Origin of the sequence: Chishuiella changwenlii (assembly GCF_900142565.1) — a bacterium.
GTDB lineage: Bacteria > Bacteroidota > Bacteroidia > Flavobacteriales > Weeksellaceae > Empedobacter > Empedobacter changwenlii.
This window is the reverse complement of the sequence record NZ_FRBH01000007.1, coordinates 163,839-181,573: the sequence shown is the minus strand read 5'-3', so window position 1 is coordinate 181,573 and position 17,735 is coordinate 163,839. Positions and strand designations below refer to the sequence as shown.

Below are 17,735 nucleotides of genomic sequence, written 5' to 3'. Positions count from 1 at the left end.
TAATCATACTATGTTATAGATAAAAATACAGAATAGATTTATCGATTATTATTTACTGATGCATCGATATGTTTATTATTATCAATTTCTACTTGTGGAACTTTCATAATAAATCGAATATCATTTGGTGCTAAATTAATTTTAACCGAATGATTTCCTGATCTTTCTATACCTTGTTGAAGTCTTTTTGCATCAAACCATTGGATTCCATTTTCTCCGTACATTTCTTTACGACGTTCAAGTAAAATTTCATCAATTAGAGCTGTTCCTGTTAAATTTTGATCGATATATTCCGTATATCGTGTTGTTTTAAATTGATTTAAAATTTGCTGAGCTTCTAAAGAATTTCCTTGTCTTGCAGCAGCTTCTGCAGCAACCAGAATAAATTCGGGAGTTCTATAAATTGGCATTGAGCCACCAAATGAGAAAACAAATTTATTTGAAGATAAGTATCTTATATCAGTAGCTTCAAAATTAGAATTTGTAATACTCATAGCCTCTTTTCTTCTATCATTTTCATCAAACGAATCATAAAAAGTTGTATTTACAAAAGCATTACCATAACCTGAGGGAGAGAAAAAAGCATGCGGTGCCATAAAATAATAATTAGATTGATCTGCTTGTTGCGACATAGACCATAACCATTCTTTATCTCCTGCATTATTAAAACCAGAAGGTTGATAAGTACTAATACTGTTTAAAGCTTCTGTAACATTACCTCCGTAAGCAAGTTTAGCCATTTCTTCTGCACCAGACCAATTTTCCATTGATAAATAAACATTTGCTAACATAGCTGCAGCTACTTGTTTATTCACCCAAGAATTATCTCTTCTAGAAGTTGAAGCATTTTCTACAGCATATTCTAAATCGGATATAATTTGTTTGTAAAGCTCCTCTAAAGTCCCCATTGGTTTACCGTCTAAATCTACCGCTGTGTAAACAGGTGGTGCTATAGCTTGAGGATTGTTTTTATATGCATGATTAAATTCTAAAGCTAATTGAAAATAATAAAATCCTCTAATTGCTCTTGCTTGTGCCAATAATGCTGGCTTGTCAGTATCAACAATTCCTTCCGAATCCTCTACCCCTTCTATAAAATAATTGCTTCTTCCAATCATCATATAAGGAAATCTCCATGTAAATCCAGACCTATTAGAAGTTGGTTCACGATCTTCATTTCTATAATCATCTCCATACCAGTTTTCATTTAACTGAATATCTGACCCTTTTACTGCTCTGGCAAAAAGTAACGAATACAATCCTCCTACATCAGTTCTATCATACTCATTCCATGGTCTTCTTTGTTGTCTCAACATACCTGCAATAACTCCTGTAGCATTACTTTTCGTTGAGAATGCTTCTTCTGGAGTAACTGATCCTTGTTGAGAAGGTGAAGGTTCATTTAAATAATCATCCATACATGCTGTAGATGTAAGAAGAGATAAGGTTGCAATTGATAAAATTATATATTTTTTCATTTTATTATTGTTATAATTTAACATTAAATCCTAGAGTGTAAACTCTTTGTTGATAAGATCTGTTATTAGTAACTCCTGTAACAGATTGCTCAGGATCGATACCTTTATGCGATTGAAAAGTCAACAAGTTGTCTCCTTGAAAATAAATTCTTAATCCTTTTATTCCCATCTGACGAACATTTTTATCCGAAAAATTGTACCCAATATTTAATGCTTTTAATCTTAGATAATCATTTTTAAACAAAAATCTTGTAGATCTTGAGATGTCATCGTTATTTGATATTGTCAATACTGGTACATTTGTAATATCTCCAGGATTTTGCCATCTATTCTCTATATCTTTCGACCATTGATTCCCTGCTCTATTACCAGATCTCATTAAATTAGCGTAAGTAAAATCATAAATATAAGAACCTACACTAAAGTTAAATAAGACATTTAAATCGAAGTTTTTGTATCTAAAATAATTGGTAAAACCTCCTTCAAAATCTGGTAAAGATGATTTATTTTGTTTGTAACGTTTAGCTGAAGCATAATTTTTTGTTGTTACTTTATTTCCATCTTCGTCATCAGTATACCACATTGCTTTTCCATCTGTAGGATCTACACCAGCCCATTCCCATAGGTAAAAATCATAGATACTACTTCCTACTTCTAAGCGTCTCATCTCAGTAGTAATACCATCTGAACCATTTAATTTTGTTAATTTATTTCTATAAGTCCCAACATTAATACTTGTTGTCCATTCAAAATCTTTCTTTCGAATATTTGCAGTTCTTAAATTAATATCAATACCATAATTCTTAACAACTCCAACATTTGTAGTATAACCAACAAAACCTGCACTACTTGAAGAAGGAATAGCAAAATCCATAATCAAGTCTTTAGAAACCTTATTGTAATACTCAATAGATCCCGAAATTCTATCATTAAAAAAGCCAAAATCTAATCCAATATTTGTAGTAACCTGTTTTTCCCAAGTAAGATTAGGATTTACAATTGGTGAAATATTTAATCCTATAGCACCTAAATTAGACCAACCAGCATTATAATTTTGTGAGTAAGGGAAGAAGCTTTGCGCATTTTCATCATTTGGATCTAATATTCTATTATTTCCTGTTTCTCCATAAGATCCTCTTAATTTTAAATTTGATACTACTTTAGATCCTTTTAAGAAATTCTCTCGAGAGATAATCCATCCTGCGCCTGCTGCATAAAATTCTCCCCACCTATGGTCTGGACCAAATCGTGATGAAGCTTCTTTCTTATATAATCCTTCTAAAAAGTATTTTTTACTATACTCGTAGCTTACACGCGACATATAACTTAAGTTACGCTCTCTAAAAACTCTTCCTAAAACACTCTCAGGATTAGTAGTACCACTAAGTACATCAATACCAGAAACAAAACCTGTACCTCGCGCTCTCATCGTTTCATAATTATAATCGTACAACTCCATAATTGCATCAATTTTTAAATTATGATCTCCAAAAGATTTATCAAAATTTAAGCTATTAATAATATTCTTCGTCGCTTGAGTATCTCTATTTTTTGTAACGCGTCCATTTACAGACGCTGCATTTCCATATAAATTACTAGACCAATTAGAATTATCCAATAAATAAGACTGATAAGAAATGTGTGTTTTTAAAGATAGAAAATCTGTGAAATTAATTTTTGCAAAACCACTAACACTAACGTTCGTTATTTTATTTGTTATTCTGTAATTTTCTAAAGCACCTAAAGCATTCTCTATACTAAGTATAGGTCTACTTTCATTTACACCTCTTCCATTATTTCCATAATCATAAATAAGATTACCTTGTATGTCTCTTATTAATTCTCCATTAGGATTTCTCCTGTGTAATGGATAAATACTAGACATATTGTTAATCCATTGAATAGGAGATTGAAAAGTATTACCTGATTGTGTAGGTCCGACTTCATGATTAAATGATATTAAAGAATTAAATCCTAATTCTAACCAATCTGTTGCTTTAGAAACAATATTAGCTCTAAGTGTTGTTCTCTCAAATCGAGACGTTCTAACAGAACCTTCTTGATTTAAATATCCTCCTCCAAAACTATAGGTTGTTTTTTCACTTCCTCCATCTACACTAAGAGAATACTCTCTTCTTGTTGCAGCATTATTAATTAATAAATTTTCCCAATCTGTATCCCATAATAGTTGTGCTCCTGGTAATAAATTACCATTAACATCAATCGGATTAGGAAAATTTGGTCCATAAGGATTATATCCTAATCTAGGAATTAACCCAGATGTAGCACTTTCTGCTCCATTGGTATTCTTTATAGCTTCCCAAGTATATTTCATGAAATCATCACTACTTACCCTTTTATGAAGTTTTACTGATTGATCTGCTACACCAAATTGTGACGAGAAAGAGACCTGTGGTGCCATATTCATTTTACCACTCTTTGTTTCTATCAAGATAACACCATTAGAGGCTCTAGCTCCATATAAAGCTGTAGAACCAGCATCTTTAAGAACTGTTATAGATTTTATCATATCTTGACTAATCATAGAAATATTACCATTAAATGGTACTCCGTCTACAACAATCAAAGGTTCTGCAGAAGCATTAATAGAACCAATTCCTCTAATTCTAATTGAAGGTGCAGCTCCTGGTTGCCCTCCGTTGTTTATTATACTAACCCCAGATGTTGAGCCTTGTAAGGCTGACAAAGGGTTTGTAGCAACTTGTTTTTCTAATACTTTTTCATCAATAACAGAAACAGAACCTACTATAGCCTCTTTTCGTTGTTTACCAAAAGCAACTACAACTACTTCATCTAATTCTTTGGATTCTACCGTATACTTTATAACGCCTAAATTACTAGAAGTTACTTTAAAATCTTTTCCATTAACAACTAAAATATCTCCTATTTTAGCGTCAATATCAAACTTTCCTTCAGCATCTGTATAAACAACATTTGATGTTCCTTTTATAGAAACTTCAACATCGGCTTCAGGGAAATTATTAGCATCGTTTACAACACCTGTTACTTGAGCAAAAACTACTGTTCCTAATCCTAGGAAAGCGAATAAACTCAAAGATGTAATTCTTTTCCTCATAGTCTTTTTATAAATAGGTTAGTTTACAAAACTCCGTAATATGTTCTATTTAAAAAAGTTAAGAGCTTAATAATTAATGCATTATTAAAATATTTAATATTTATTTTTTTTTACCAATTAAAATAATTCAATCGATTGTTTTTAATTAAAAAAGAATATAGCTTCCAAAAAATTAAATAATAAAATCATTATATATTATTCTATTAAAAAATATATAATCACAATAAAACTTAACATCAAAACGCAAGTATTTATTAAGTGTTTTACACTACTAAAATTGACAAAATAAATGATAATAATTTTTCAATTCTTTAACTTAAAATTAAAGAAGCCGACAAAAATATCATAAAATTTTTGTCGGCTTTCATCATATTGTTTAAAAATTATTCTATAAGTAATTCTTTACTTCATCCAAATGTGTAATTGTAGGAACATCATCCATAGAAAAATTATCATTTAATCGATCAAAGAAAATAGAAGACATTCCGAATTTTTTTGACCCTACTACATCTGCAATCCAATCGTCACCAATGTAAATCGATTCTTCTTTTTTAGCTTCAGATTTTTCTATAGCATGTGAAAAAATTCTTGGATCTGGTTTTAGTATTTTTAACTCATCTGCATAAGTAACTGTTTGAAAATAACCATTTAAAATAGAAGATTCAATTTTTCTTTTAGAAACTTCTATAAAACCATTTGTAATAATATGTAAAGAGTATTTTGGTTTTAAATAATCTAACAACTCCATAGCTCCGTCTACAACTTCATTATAATTTGTAATAGTTTCCATGTATTCTTCCTCGAAAATAGCAGCTAATTCATCATCATCAATTCCTAAATTATCAAAAGCTTGTTTAAAACGTCTTGCACGTAATTCTTCTTTCGTTATTTCTTTATCTCTAATTTGAGCCCATAATCCCTCATTACTTTGGTGATAATATGGATGAAATTCATCGAAAGAAAATCCATGTTTAGTTTCTACGTCATATTTTATATAGAGTTCTGCTAAAGCAAATTTTGCATTTTTTCTGAAATCCCAAAGCGTATTATCTAGGTCGAAAAAAACGTGTTTTATTGTGTTCATAAATGCAAAGCTAAGGATTTTGTGTAAATTTGCTAGGCATTAAAAAATTCAATTGAAAGGGAAGCTAGAAAAATTTAAAACAAAAAATGCCAAAGGTGTTTTATCATTGTTAGCAGGAAATACAATTGCGCAAGTAATTATGGTTTCTGGAGGATTAGTTTTGGCAAGATTTTATGGCCCAGAAGCTTCCGGTACTTATAATACTTTTTTAAGTTTTGTTGCTATACTTTCTATATTAACAACTTTCCGATTAGAGAATATTTTTGTAATTTCTAAATCTTCAAAAGCTATTCGAAATTTATTTTCCACTTTATTAATTTTAAGCACAATTGTTACTTTTTTATTCTTTTTGGGATATGTAACTCTCGAAGAAATTTTTTCTTTAAAAACATCTTTATTTATTGTTTTTTTAAGTTGTGTTGCAGGCCTATTTACAGCTTGGAATAACGTACAAACCTCTTTGTTTACTAAATATAAATTATTTAAAAGTATTTCGAATGGCATAATTATCAATGCAATTTTTTCTATTGGATTTCAGTATGTTTTTTATTTATTAGACTATAAAGAGACTGGTCTTATTTATGGAACTATTTTCGGAACTGTTTTGTCTTGTGTCTATTATTTTATGATTACAAAAGGAAGATTTACTTCTGTAAATTTTGGTTTGGCTAAAGAGACAATTCTCCAAAATAAAGAAATCATTCAGTATACGTTACCTTCTGAATCGTTAAATGCAATTGCGAATAATTTAATGACAATTTTAATTGCATTTTATTTTCTGAAAGAAGATGCTGGATTTTATGGAAATGCCGCAAAGGTTTTAGTTGTTCCATTGGTTTTATTATCTAATTCGATGTCAAAAGTTTTCTTTCAAAAATCTGCTGGAATGATTACTCATCGAGCACATCAATTATATGATTTATCTAAAAAAGTAATTTTGTATAATGTTGCGGCAATTGCCGTATTCTTGTTATTAATGAACTTTATTGGAATTTTTATATTAGAATGGATTCTTGGACCGGAGTGGAAAGGTTTACATGTGATGACTTGGATTCTTTCTTTTTGGATTTTATGTAGAGCAGCTCTTAATCCTATTCAACAAATTGTTGTTGTAATTAAAAAAAACCATTATGCTTTCTACTTCAATATTTACTTGGTATTAATCACTTTTATAACTTGTATTATTGGAGGACTAAATAAAAATATTCTTTTAACGTTATCTCTTTATTCTTTCTTTGCTGGAATTGGATATTTAATTCAATTATATTTTGTAATGAAGGAATTGAAACGTTATAAAAATATTGGAAAATAATAAGAAACATATTCTAGCATTAGCTTCTTGGTATCCTAGTAGAGTTTTTTTGGATAATGGAGATTTTATTCAAAGATATTTACGTGCAATTTCCACAAAAAATAATGTTACTTTAATTCATGCAATAAAAGACATTACTTTAAAAAATAATTTTGAGATCTCAGACAAAAACAACCATAATGTTAGAGAAATTATTATTTATTTTAAACCTTCTATTTTTCGTCCATTTAATTTAGTAAAACAAATAATTGCATATTTAAAAGGCGTAAAATTGGTTAAAAATTTTGATTTAATTCATCTTAACGTTACTTATCCTGCTGGTATTGTTGCTGTATACTTGAAAAAAAAATATAGAAAACCTATTGTTCTTACAGAGCATTGGACCATTTTTTCTCCTGAAAGATTTATTGAATTAGCTTTTTATAAGAAAATATTAATTAAACGAATTTTAGAACAAGTAGTTTTTTTGACAACCGTTTCAAAAGACTTAAGTGATAAAATGAGTCTAGTTTACAAAATAAAAAAAGTAAACATAATTCCAAATGTAGTAGATGTTGATTTATTTTCTGTGAAAGATCAACATATGTCAAGTGAGAAAACATTTTTACATCTTTCTCATTTAGGTAATGAACATAAAAATATTATCGGAATGCTAAATGTTGCAAAACGTTTAGTAGATGAAGGATATAATTTTAAATTTAAAATTGGAGGAAATGGAGATTTATCATTAATTGATAATTTTATTTCTCAGAATAATTTATCTAACTATATTCAATCTTTTGGAAGATTAAAGCATGAAGAAGTAAATGAAAAGATGAAACAAGCAGATTGTTTTGTGTTATTTAGCAATTACGAAAATCAACCTTGCGTACAAATAGAGGCATTCGCTTCTGGAATTCCTGTTATTGCAACTGATGTTGGAGGTATTTCAGAATTTTTCCCAGAAAATTTTGGTTTTATTATTTCTAAAAATAATGAAGAACAACTTTATTTAGCAATGAAAAAAGTCATTAATAATACTCAGTTTTCAAGTTCAAAAGAAATGAATTCTTATGCAAAGAAGAATTTCTCGACTGAAGTTATTTCAAAAAAAATTGATGATGTCTACAACAACGTTTTAAGATGAAAGGATTTAATTTAAATATTTTAAACGGACAATTAAATTATAATTTATATCTAAAAGAAGATCATTTTGACAATTTTAGTTATGACTCCGACGATGTATTAATTGTAATAGAGGGAGTTTTATTAAATCTAAAATCCTCTCAAATTTTTTCAAAGTATAAAGAGGAAGGAACTAGTTTTTTTAAAAATTTAGAAGGAGAGTTTGTAGGTTTTATAGTTGATAAAATTAAAAGTAAAATTTATTGTTTTACTAACTTTACAGCAACAAGAAAATTATTTTACACAAAAATAAATTCTACAATTTATGTAGATACGGATTTATTTAGGCTTTCAAGAACATTACAAGAAAACTCTACTCCATTTTCTATTGATGAAGATTCTATGTATAGTATTTTGGTTTTCGGAAATACATTAGAAAATAATACATCAATTAAAGAAGTAAAAAAACTATGTAATGCTGAATACATAGATATTGATGTCCTAAATACGAACTATTATTTAAAATCTTATCAAACAAATTTTGATCAATTTAAAGGAACAAAAAAAGAAGCAATCGAACAAATTGATGACTTTTTTAATCATGCTGTAAAATTAGAATTTGAAAAAGATAAAGAGATTAATAAAGATTCATTTGCATTACTAAGTGGAGGTTTAGATTCTAGAATGACCGTTTTAGCAGCATTAGAAAATCAATATAATATAGATGAAGTTTTTTGTTTTTCTCAGAAGGATTATTTTGATGAAAGAATTGCAAAAAGAATTGCAAAAGACTATCAACTACCATTTCATTTCGTTAAATTAAATGGAGGCGAATACATTACAAAAGTTGATGAAATCACTAAAATCTCAAATGGTTTAATTAATTATTATGGTGGTATTCATGTAAATTTCGCATACAAACACATAGATAAAAACAAATTTGGTTTAGTTCATAGCGGTCAACTAGGAGATGGAATTTTAGGAATGTTTAATATACATCCTATTAAACATCCTGTAACAAAGAGAAAAATTGTTACCAATGAACGTTTATTTAAATTTACAGAAGATTTTTTTAATAAAATTATAGCTTCATACGATTCTGAAGAATTATTCTTAACACGAAATGTTGGTTACAATCGTGCTGTAATGGGGTCATATCTTGCAGAAAAATTTAGTTATCAAACATCTCCATTTATGCATTCTGATTTTTTAAAATTTACTCAGAGCTTACCAGAAGAATGGAAATTTAATCAACAATTATATATTGAATGGATTAATGAGAAACATAAAAAAGCTACAAATTACATATGGGAAAGAACCCTTTTAAAACCTACTAATAATTCTAATACAATCATTGGAGATAAATTTGTAAAAAGAGGTTATAATATTTTCATGAAGAAAATTTTGAAAAATTTTGAAAAAAGTGACATGACTGCTTATGAATATTATTACCAAAAGAATTTAGAGTTAAAAGCTGAATTGCAAATATATTTTGATGAGAATATTAATTTAGTAGAATCTTTTGAATTAAAGAATAATCTTATTCTTCAATTCAAACAAGGGAATTTTAATGAAAAATCTGCTGTATTAACTGTTCTTTCAACTCTAAAACAGATTTATATTAATGAATAATTTTACTCTTTTTCTAAAAGATTTTTTTAAAAACAAAGGATTAATGGTATTCTCTTCAATGCTAATTGAAAAGCTTGTTGGGCTAATTAATGTAATTTTTGTTGTAAGAATGATTTCAGAAAAAGATTATGGTACTATTACATTAATTGCTTCACTTTTCGGAGTTTTAATTACAATGAATGGATTTGGTACAATTCAAGGATTATTACGTTATGGTTCATTAGAAAAAGAAGCAAAAGACAAGACCATTCTTGCAAATTTTATTTTTAAAGAAGGATTAAAAAGACACTTGCTTCTTATGCTATTATTTGTTTTCTGTTCAATATTTTATGAATTGAAATATGAAAACATATGGGTTATTATTGTCTTTTTCTTGATAAGAATGTTAGGAGTATATTTCTACAGTTTCATTTTATCCTACTATAGAATACAATATCAAAATAATAAATTTTCTATCATTTCAATTTTTATAAATTGTTTTGGTGTTTTAATTAGTATTTTTCTTACCTATTATACTGGAACAATGGGGTATCTAATCAGTTTAGCAATTACTCCTTGGTTAGCTCTCTTCTTTTATAAAAAAGAAATTTACTTACCGATGTCTTTACCATCATTAGACTTTGAGATAAAAGAGTTTTGGAATTACTGTCTTAATTCATCATTCACTTATCTTTTTTCAGAAACTCTTTTCATGATTGATGTTTTTTTAATAGGATATTTTTTAAATGAAGAAGCAGTTGCAAATTATAAAGTTGCCATTATTTTACCTATGAATTTAATGTTTATTCCTCTTATTTTTATACAGACAGATTTACCAAAAATAATTTCAAACTCTAGTAATAAATCCTATTTAAAATTTTATATTCATAACTATTATAAAATATTCATTCCTCTAACTATAATCATTCTGATCATAGGCTATTTTATAAAAGATTGGATTTTACAATTTGTTTTCGGAAATGAATACCAAGAAAATGGCTGGATTTTCTTCATTATATTGTTTTCTGTGTGTTGTAATATGTGCTTAAGAAATTTATATGGTAATTTACTATCTGCAATAGGTTACGTAAAACAAAATACAATCATTTCAATTATTTCTATCATTTTAATGGTCTTATTAAGTTTAATTACAATTCCTTTTTTTGGTATAATAGGGCTCGCAATATCGCTTGCTCTAACATTTATATCAATGGGTATTTGTTCTGCATTTATATTTCGCAGCTACTTAATGAAGATTTAAATTGAGAAGAGGAATTTATTTAATAATTAAAAAATAACTTAAAAATGTCTTTCATAAATAAAATAACAAAAACAGGTCAAGGAATTTTTAAAATAATAAAGAATCCTTGGTTATTAAATGATATTCTTAATAGAAATGAAAATTGGGAACATAAAACTCCTTCAGATTATAAAAAAGGATTAAGACAGATATCTTTACCTCAACTTTTTCCAGAATTTGATGGCAAATTAGAAACTGTTGCTTTTTTAGATGGAGGATCTCTTATTACAGATTTATTGTTAATAAAAAATGCTTGTAAAACTTTTGTTAGTTGCAAATATTTTGAGATAGGAACTTGGCGTGGAGAAAGCATTATAAATTTAGTAGATGTTGCTGAAGATCTGAATACATTAGATTTAGATATAAATGATTTTGAAAAATATCATTTTTCAGAAGATTATGCTAAAGCACATTCTTACTTCATCAAAGAAAATTCAAAAATAAAACAACATCTAGGCGATTCTACAAAATTTGATTTCGCTAAATTAAATAAGAAATTTGATGTTATTTTTATCGATGGAAATCATCATTTTGATTTTGTTGTATCTGATACTAAAAATATTTTCACACATTTAGTTCATGAAAATTCTATTGTGATTTGGCACGACTATGCTTATTCTCCTGAAAGAATTCGTTTCGAGATTTTGAATGCAATTTTAAAAGGAACTCCAGAAGAATTACATCAAAATATTTATCATGTAGAAAATACTATGTGTGCTATTTATATTCCAAAGAATTTCGAAACAAATCAATTAAAATTATACGATAATCCCAGAAGAACATTTTCTGTTGAACTGAAAGTAAATTAATGCACAACTATATGCTTATTGACAATTTTTTGTAAATAGTATTTAAAACGGTTTTTATTTATAAATAGTATAGGATTCATTAAACAATTGTCCATTGGCAATCTTTGAATGTTATTTGACAATTCATCATCTTTAATTCCAGCAGTTCCAAATGATAGGTCTAACTCAATACTATCAAAAAAGTTTTTTGATACATTATCATCTGTAAATGGAAAAGAAAAAACACGATAATCTAAATTAAATGTTTCTTGTAAAAAAGCTAAACTTTGTTCTGTTTCTTGTAATTGATTCTCCAAAGAAATATCCCTATAATATGGATGATTCATAGAATGAGCTCCAATAGAAAATCCTTTATTTATTAATTCTTGAATATCCTTTTCATTTAAGTAAATATCGAAATCCGATAAATTTATTTGATTTTCATTTACTAAATAATCAATCCATTTTGTATCATGGATAGTACAGTTTAATAATTTATTCTTAAGACTCTTATCTGTTATTTTCTCTAAAATTAAAGCAACTTTATATCTGTAAAAGATCGCTTTATTCCCTATAAAATTTGGATTAATAAAAAATGTAGCATCTAAGTTTCGTTCTTCTAAAATCGGCGAAATTATCGTTAAACATTCTTTTAATCCATCATCAAAGCTTAAATGAAAATAATTATTTTGTGGAATATATTGGTTTTCTTGCTCAAGTCGAATCAATTCTTTTAACGAAATTGTTTGATAATTTTTCTGTAAATAATCTAATTCTCGCTGAAATTGATCAATGGATTTCAAAGGATACAAATTATCAATATGAGGTAATCTTTGATTAGAAATTGTATGATAAAAAGGAAATATGTTTTTTTTTATTGAACTTATTATCATAAAGTTTTAGTTTAAACGTTTTCTTCTCATGAACATTGCCAAAGGAATTTACAAAAAAATATTTTCGGAAAAGATAAGAATTAATAATAGAAAGAGTTTAAATAAATTATCAAAATACTTTCTAAAAGGAAATGATTTTTATTGTAATTGTTGTGGTCAAAATTTTAGAAGTTTTTTAAAAAAATCAAATGGAATTGAAACTAGAAATAATGCAGAATGCCCAAATTGTGGGTCACTAGAACGAACAAGAGTTTTATTGGAGTTTCTTCGTAATGAAACTGATCTATTTTCAAAACCAAACTCTTTGTTGCATATTGCGCCAGAAGATGCGTTAAAAGATATTTTCAAAAAAAGCAAAACAATTGAATATATAAATGGTGATATCAATAAAAATTTTGCAGACGAAATAATTGATATTACAGCCATTAATTATCCTGACAATAAATTTGATTACATTATTTGTTCACACGTTTTAGGACACATTCCAGATGAAAAGTTGGCTATTGATGAATTATATCGTGTTCTAAAACCAAATGGAAAAGCATTTATTTTAACACCAATTCATCCTCTAAATAATACTTTTGAAGATAAAAATTTAATTGATGAACATGAGCGATTATTAAATTATGGCGAGAAAGATTTGTTAAGGCTTCATGGGCAAGATTTTGAAGAGAGGTTAAAAAGAGAACGTTTTAATATCTCAAAAATTGATTACAGACAATACATTCCTAAAGATTATGCTAAAAAATTATCGGTTGGCGATGGTTATAGAGAATTAATTTTTGTATCTCAGAAAGAGAAATTAGAATAATTTGTATAATTTTTTTCTTCAGTCCCAAATCCTTTAAAAAACTGATTAATCGAAGTAACCATTGACCCTTCGAAATCGAATAATAAATTTTTGTCAGAAGATTTTTCAATTAAAAAATCAATAATAAATGCCGAACATTGTTGATTTTTTTCGGATTGATTTCTAGCAAATGCAAAATTATAAATTCTGTTATTTGAAATCATTTCTAGCTGACAACCTAAAAGAACCTCATCTTCTGTATAGATTTCAAAAACATTAATGATATTTAAACCAACTAAGTTTATAATAGATTGAGTTAGCTTATGCTCTAACTGATCTTTTTTTAGATAATCATAATCCGCATTTATTCTAAAGAAATTATCTAGTTTATCAACTTTTACTACTTTATAATTAGATTTCTTAGCTTTTCTAACTTCATTTCTCCTATTCCTAGAATAGCTTGTAAAAGTTTCATCATAACTTTTACTAATATCCAAAACCTGATTTACTCTATGCTTTCCTTTCGGAGAAAACATAACCGTATTTTCTTCATTAAAATGATAACTTCTTACTAAGTTTCGATGAAGTTTTTTTTCGAATTGATGAAATACTTCTTTTGAAAAATTTTCGGCATGAAAAACACCTAGTTGCTGACAATAAATTGGTTGAATAATATATTTAATTCCTAACTTTTTTGCATAACAGATAGGCATTATTGCCTCATAATCATTCCAAACATAACATGCCCAATTTTCACCAACTAATGTATCTAAATACCAATATTCGGCATAAATACGATAATTGATAGCACTAGCAAGACAAGTTGAATATTTTTCTAAATCTAAATTCTTTCGCGAAATACGTTTTATCATTCCAAAGGAGTTGATGATTGATTAACGATGAAATCTAATATTTATTCGAACATTTGTCGTGTAATAAAATCTTTTTCTAAGCTCCAAGCTCTAGCAGGAGAATATTCTCGACCGTAGTAAATTATTTGTATATGAAGTTTATTCCATAAATCTTTAGGAAAAATTCTTTTAGCATCTTTTTCGGTTTCTTCCACATTTTTTCCTTTAGTTAATTTCCATAATTTCATTAATCTATGAATATGTGTATCTACAGGAAATGCTGGATGTCCAAACCATTGCGACATTACAACAGAAGCTGTTTTGTGACCAACTCCAGGTAAGGCTTCTAATTCTTCAAAACCTTCAGGAACTTCTCCATCATATTGTTCTACCAGAATTTCTGCTAATCTTTTTATGTTTTTAGCTTTTGTATTTGATAATCCTATTTGACGAATGTAATATTTTATTTCATCTACTTCTAACAAAGACATTGCTTTTGCGTTCGCAGCTTTTGCAAATAATTCTGGTGTAACTTCGTTTACTTTTTTATCAGTTGTTTGGGCTGATAATAAAACGGAAATTAATAATGTAAACGCATCCTGATGATCTAATGGAATTGGTGGAACTGGATATAGTTTTTCTAATTCATCAATAACAAATTTAATACGTTCATTCTTTAACATCATAGTTTCTGAAATTTTTGTAAAAGTATCATTTTTATACTTAATATTTTAAGGCGTCATATTTTGACGCTTACGTTTTATATATTTGTATCAGAATAAAGATTAACAGATTAAATCTATAAGGATTCAATATATAATCATTATTTTTACAATGAGTTCTAAAAGAAAATCAATATGTTAAAAATAGGAGATAAAGTTCCAGATTTTAAAGGAATTGATCAAGACGAAAAAGTTATTGCTTACAAGGATTACAAAGGAAAAAAATTAGTTGTTTTCTTTTATCCAAAAGCGAGTACTCCTGGTTGTACAGCAGAAGCTTGCGATTTAAGAGATAACGAAGAGGCTTTAAAAGCACAAGGATATGAATTAATTGGTGTTAGTGCAGATTCTGTTGTAAGACAAAAGAAATTTGCAGAGAAATACGATTTACCATTTCCTTTATTAGCAGATGAAAATCACGAAATTTTAAATGCATTTGGTGTTTGGGGTCCTAAGAAATTTATGGGAAAAGAATTTGATGGAATCCATCGTACAACTTTTATTATTGATGAAAAAGGAACAATAACAGATGTTATAGAAAAAGTAAAAACAAAAGAACACGCAAAACAAATTTTAGAAAAATAAAAAATACAATAATGAGCGATTTAGATAATAAAAAGAAAGCACTTCAGCTAATCTTAGATAAAATGGATAAGGCTTACGGTAAAGGTACTGTAATGCGTATGGGAGATTCTGCTGTAGATGATAAAATAGAAGTTATTCCTTCTGGATCTCTAGGTTTAGATTTAGCTTTAGGAGTTGGTGGATACCCAAGAGGACGTGTAATTGAAATTTACGGTCCTGAATCTTCTGGTAAAACAACATTAACTTTACATGCTATTGCAGAAGCGCAAAAAGCTGGTGGAATTGCTGCTTTTATTGATGCTGAACATGCATTTGATCGTTTCTATGCTGCTAAATTAGGTATTGATGTTGAGAACTTAATTATTTCTCAACCAGATAATGGAGAGCAAGCATTAGAAATTGCTGATAATTTAATTCGTTCTGGTGCAATAGATATTATTGTTATTGACTCTGTTGCTGCATTAACGCCAAAAGCTGAAATTGAAGGAGAAATGGGTGATTCTCGTATGGGATTACAAGCTCGTTTAATGTCTCAAGCTTTAAGAAAATTAACAGGAACAATTAATAAAACAAAATGTACTGCTATTTTCATTAACCAATTACGTGAAAAAATTGGTGTTATGTTCGGTAATCCAGAAACTACAACTGGTGGTAACGCATTAAAATTCTATGCTTCGGTTCGTATAGACATCCGTCGTTCTACACAAATAAAAAGTGGAGATGAAGTAATGGGTAACCATTCGAAAGTAAAAGTTGTTAAGAATAAAGTTGCTCCTCCATTCCGCCAAGCAGAATTTGATATTATGTATGGTGAAGGTATTTCTAAAGTAGGAGAAATATTAGATATGGGAGTTGAAAAAGGAATCGTAAATAAATCTGGTTCTTGGTATTCTTATAACGATAGCAAATTAGGACAAGGTCGTGATGCTGTAAAAGAAGTATTAAAAGACAATCCTGAATTAGCGGAAGAAATAGAAGCAAAAATTGTTGCTTTAATCAAGGGTGAACCTGTTGATGGAAAACCATCTGTTGACAATCCTGCTGATGAAGCTGAATTATTCTCTGAAAAATAATTCTAAAAATATTTAAAACAACAACCTTGTAAAGGTTGTTGTTTTGTTTTAAAATAAAAATTTGAGAAGAAACTTTCAATTTATTTTTTTAAAATCTTCTCGGTAAAAAATCCTCTATCTGTTTTTATTTTTAATAGATAAGTACCATTTGGTAATCCTCTTAAATCTATTTTACGATCTGTTGTCTTTATATGGCGTACGGTTTGTCCATTAATATTGCCTAAAGTAATTTGTTGTACTTCTCCTTCTATATTTTGAATTGTAATAATATCTGATGTAGGATTAGGATAAACTGCAACTTTAGTTTTATTTCTAGTTTCTGAAACAGATAAAACTAAATCATTTTTAAAAGATAAATCATCTATATACATTTTTGTGCCATTATTATTATGGGAAAATTTTATTTTTTTATAATCCATTTTACCACTTTTAACAGCTGTTTTTGTATAAACAACAACATCATCAAATTTATATTCTACTTTATTTTCTGCCTTATTATAATTAATATTTACTTTATACCATGTATCAGAAGATAATATAAAATCTGTTGTTATAAATTTTGGTAGCAATCTATCAAATACAGAAACGTAAGCGATACCGTTCGCATCTTTATTGAAACTTATATATTCACCACTAAATTCCTCAATTCCTTCGGTATCTATAACATACTCAGAGTTTACATCAAAAAAAGGTCTAATATAGAACTCAATATCTTTATCTTGAGCTGATGGTAAGTTATATTCTGCAGTTTGTGAATTGTAGGGAGGAATATCATGATCTTGAGCAATTAACAAAGAATGATTTCCATCATTAGCAAATTCATTTGTTACAACATGCGTCTTAACAGCACCATAAACTTCTGATACTTGATTAAAAGCAACTGTCCAATTACCTTGGCCATCTATATTTCCTAATCTATAGCCTTCTGTTGGTTCGAAACTTATATAGTTAGGTTGTTTTTGCGAGAATGCAAAAATTGATAGTGATAAACATGATAAAAGTGTAATACTTTTCTTCATAGGTAGTAGATTTTTTTATTAATATTTA

General features: G+C 27.9%; 15 protein-coding genes. 8 read left to right on the top strand and 7 right to left on the bottom strand.

What is annotated here, in order from left to right:
- Positions 1 to 38 precede the first annotated feature (38 nt).
- From BUA86_RS10020 to BUA86_RS10010, 3 genes are all read right to left on the bottom strand, one after another.
- Positions 39 to 1,478, bottom strand: coding sequence for a RagB/SusD family nutrient uptake outer membrane protein (locus tag BUA86_RS10020; protein WP_072932530.1), 1,440 nt, complete (start codon positions 1,476 to 1,478; stop codon positions 39 to 41).
- 10 nt (positions 1,479 to 1,488) lie between these two features.
- Positions 1,489 to 4,575 (bottom strand): SusC/RagA family TonB-linked outer membrane protein, encoded by a 3,087-nt coding sequence (locus BUA86_RS10015; protein ID WP_072932334.1) that lies wholly within the window; start codon positions 4,573 to 4,575, stop codon positions 1,489 to 1,491.
- 388 nt (positions 4,576 to 4,963) lie between these two features.
- Complete coding sequence (locus BUA86_RS10010) at positions 4,964 to 5,659, bottom strand: YjjG family noncanonical pyrimidine nucleotidase (RefSeq protein WP_072932330.1); 696 nt, start codon at positions 5,657 to 5,659, stop codon at positions 4,964 to 4,966.
- Positions 5,660 to 5,711: 52 nt separating this feature from the next.
- Between BUA86_RS10010 and BUA86_RS10005 the strand changes: the two genes are divergently transcribed.
- Genes BUA86_RS10005 through BUA86_RS09985 form a run of 5 tightly spaced genes read left to right on the top strand, consistent with a single transcriptional unit; the run spans position 5,712 to position 11,795 of the window.
- The gene (locus BUA86_RS10005) at positions 5,712 to 6,971 is read left to right on the top strand and encodes a lipopolysaccharide biosynthesis protein (RefSeq protein ID WP_072932328.1); all 1,260 of its coding nucleotides are present in this window, start codon (positions 5,712 to 5,714) and stop codon (positions 6,969 to 6,971) included.
- Entirely contained in the window at positions 6,961 to 8,097 is a 1,137-nt protein-coding gene (locus BUA86_RS10000; protein ID WP_072932326.1) for a glycosyltransferase, read from the top strand. The genes BUA86_RS10005 and BUA86_RS10000 overlap by 11 nt, the downstream gene beginning before the upstream one ends.
- Complete coding sequence (locus tag BUA86_RS09995) at positions 8,094 to 9,707, top strand: asparagine synthase-related protein (RefSeq protein ID WP_072932324.1); 1,614 nt, start codon at positions 8,094 to 8,096, stop codon at positions 9,705 to 9,707. Before BUA86_RS10000 ends, BUA86_RS09995 begins: the two co-directional genes overlap by 4 nt.
- A complete protein-coding gene (locus BUA86_RS09990) occupies positions 9,700 to 10,947 on the top strand; it encodes an oligosaccharide flippase family protein (protein ID WP_072932322.1) in 1,248 nt (415 codons plus the stop codon). The genes BUA86_RS09995 and BUA86_RS09990 overlap by 8 nt, the downstream gene beginning before the upstream one ends.
- 44 nt (positions 10,948 to 10,991) lie before the next feature.
- Positions 10,992 to 11,795, top strand: coding sequence for a class I SAM-dependent methyltransferase (locus BUA86_RS09985; protein WP_072932320.1), 804 nt, complete (start codon positions 10,992 to 10,994; stop codon positions 11,793 to 11,795).
- Here the strand turns inward: BUA86_RS09985 and BUA86_RS09980 are convergent.
- On the bottom strand, positions 11,792 to 12,667 hold the full coding sequence (locus BUA86_RS09980) for a polysaccharide deacetylase family protein (protein WP_072932318.1): 876 nt from the start codon (positions 12,665 to 12,667) through the stop codon (positions 11,792 to 11,794). The two genes, BUA86_RS09985 and BUA86_RS09980, sit on opposite strands and share 4 nt — an antisense overlap.
- A gap of 28 nt (positions 12,668 to 12,695) precedes the next feature.
- On the opposite strand from BUA86_RS09980, the gene BUA86_RS09975 reads away from it, so the two are divergent.
- Positions 12,696 to 13,478 (top strand): class I SAM-dependent methyltransferase, encoded by a 783-nt coding sequence (locus tag BUA86_RS09975; RefSeq protein ID WP_072932316.1) that lies wholly within the window; start codon positions 12,696 to 12,698, stop codon positions 13,476 to 13,478.
- Here the strand turns inward: BUA86_RS09975 and BUA86_RS09970 are convergent.
- Complete coding sequence (locus BUA86_RS09970; protein WP_072932314.1) at positions 13,457 to 14,329, bottom strand: hypothetical protein; 873 nt, start codon at positions 14,327 to 14,329, stop codon at positions 13,457 to 13,459. The genes BUA86_RS09975 and BUA86_RS09970 overlap by 22 nt on opposite strands.
- Positions 14,330 to 14,370: 41 nt before the next feature.
- On the bottom strand, positions 14,371 to 14,991 hold the full coding sequence (nth, locus tag BUA86_RS09965) for an endonuclease III (protein WP_072932312.1): 621 nt from the start codon (positions 14,989 to 14,991) through the stop codon (positions 14,371 to 14,373).
- Positions 14,992 to 15,159: 168 nt separating this feature from the next.
- Here nth and bcp point away from each other — a divergent pair, with 168 nt between their 5' ends.
- Together bcp and recA are read left to right on the top strand one after the other, a co-directional pair.
- Positions 15,160 to 15,615: a thioredoxin-dependent thiol peroxidase gene (gene bcp, locus BUA86_RS09960; RefSeq protein WP_143147295.1), complete on the top strand. Its 456-nt coding sequence runs from the start codon at positions 15,160 to 15,162 to the stop codon at positions 15,613 to 15,615.
- An 11-nt stretch (positions 15,616 to 15,626) separates the two neighbouring features.
- A complete protein-coding gene (recA, locus tag BUA86_RS09955; RefSeq protein ID WP_072932309.1) occupies positions 15,627 to 16,688 on the top strand; it encodes a recombinase RecA in 1,062 nt (353 codons plus the stop codon).
- Between the two features lie 80 nt (positions 16,689 to 16,768).
- On the opposite strand, the gene BUA86_RS09950 is transcribed toward recA, so the two are convergent.
- Complete coding sequence (locus BUA86_RS09950; protein WP_072932307.1) at positions 16,769 to 17,707, bottom strand: T9SS type A sorting domain-containing protein; 939 nt, start codon at positions 17,705 to 17,707, stop codon at positions 16,769 to 16,771.
- Positions 17,708 to 17,735: the final 28 nt, after the last annotated feature.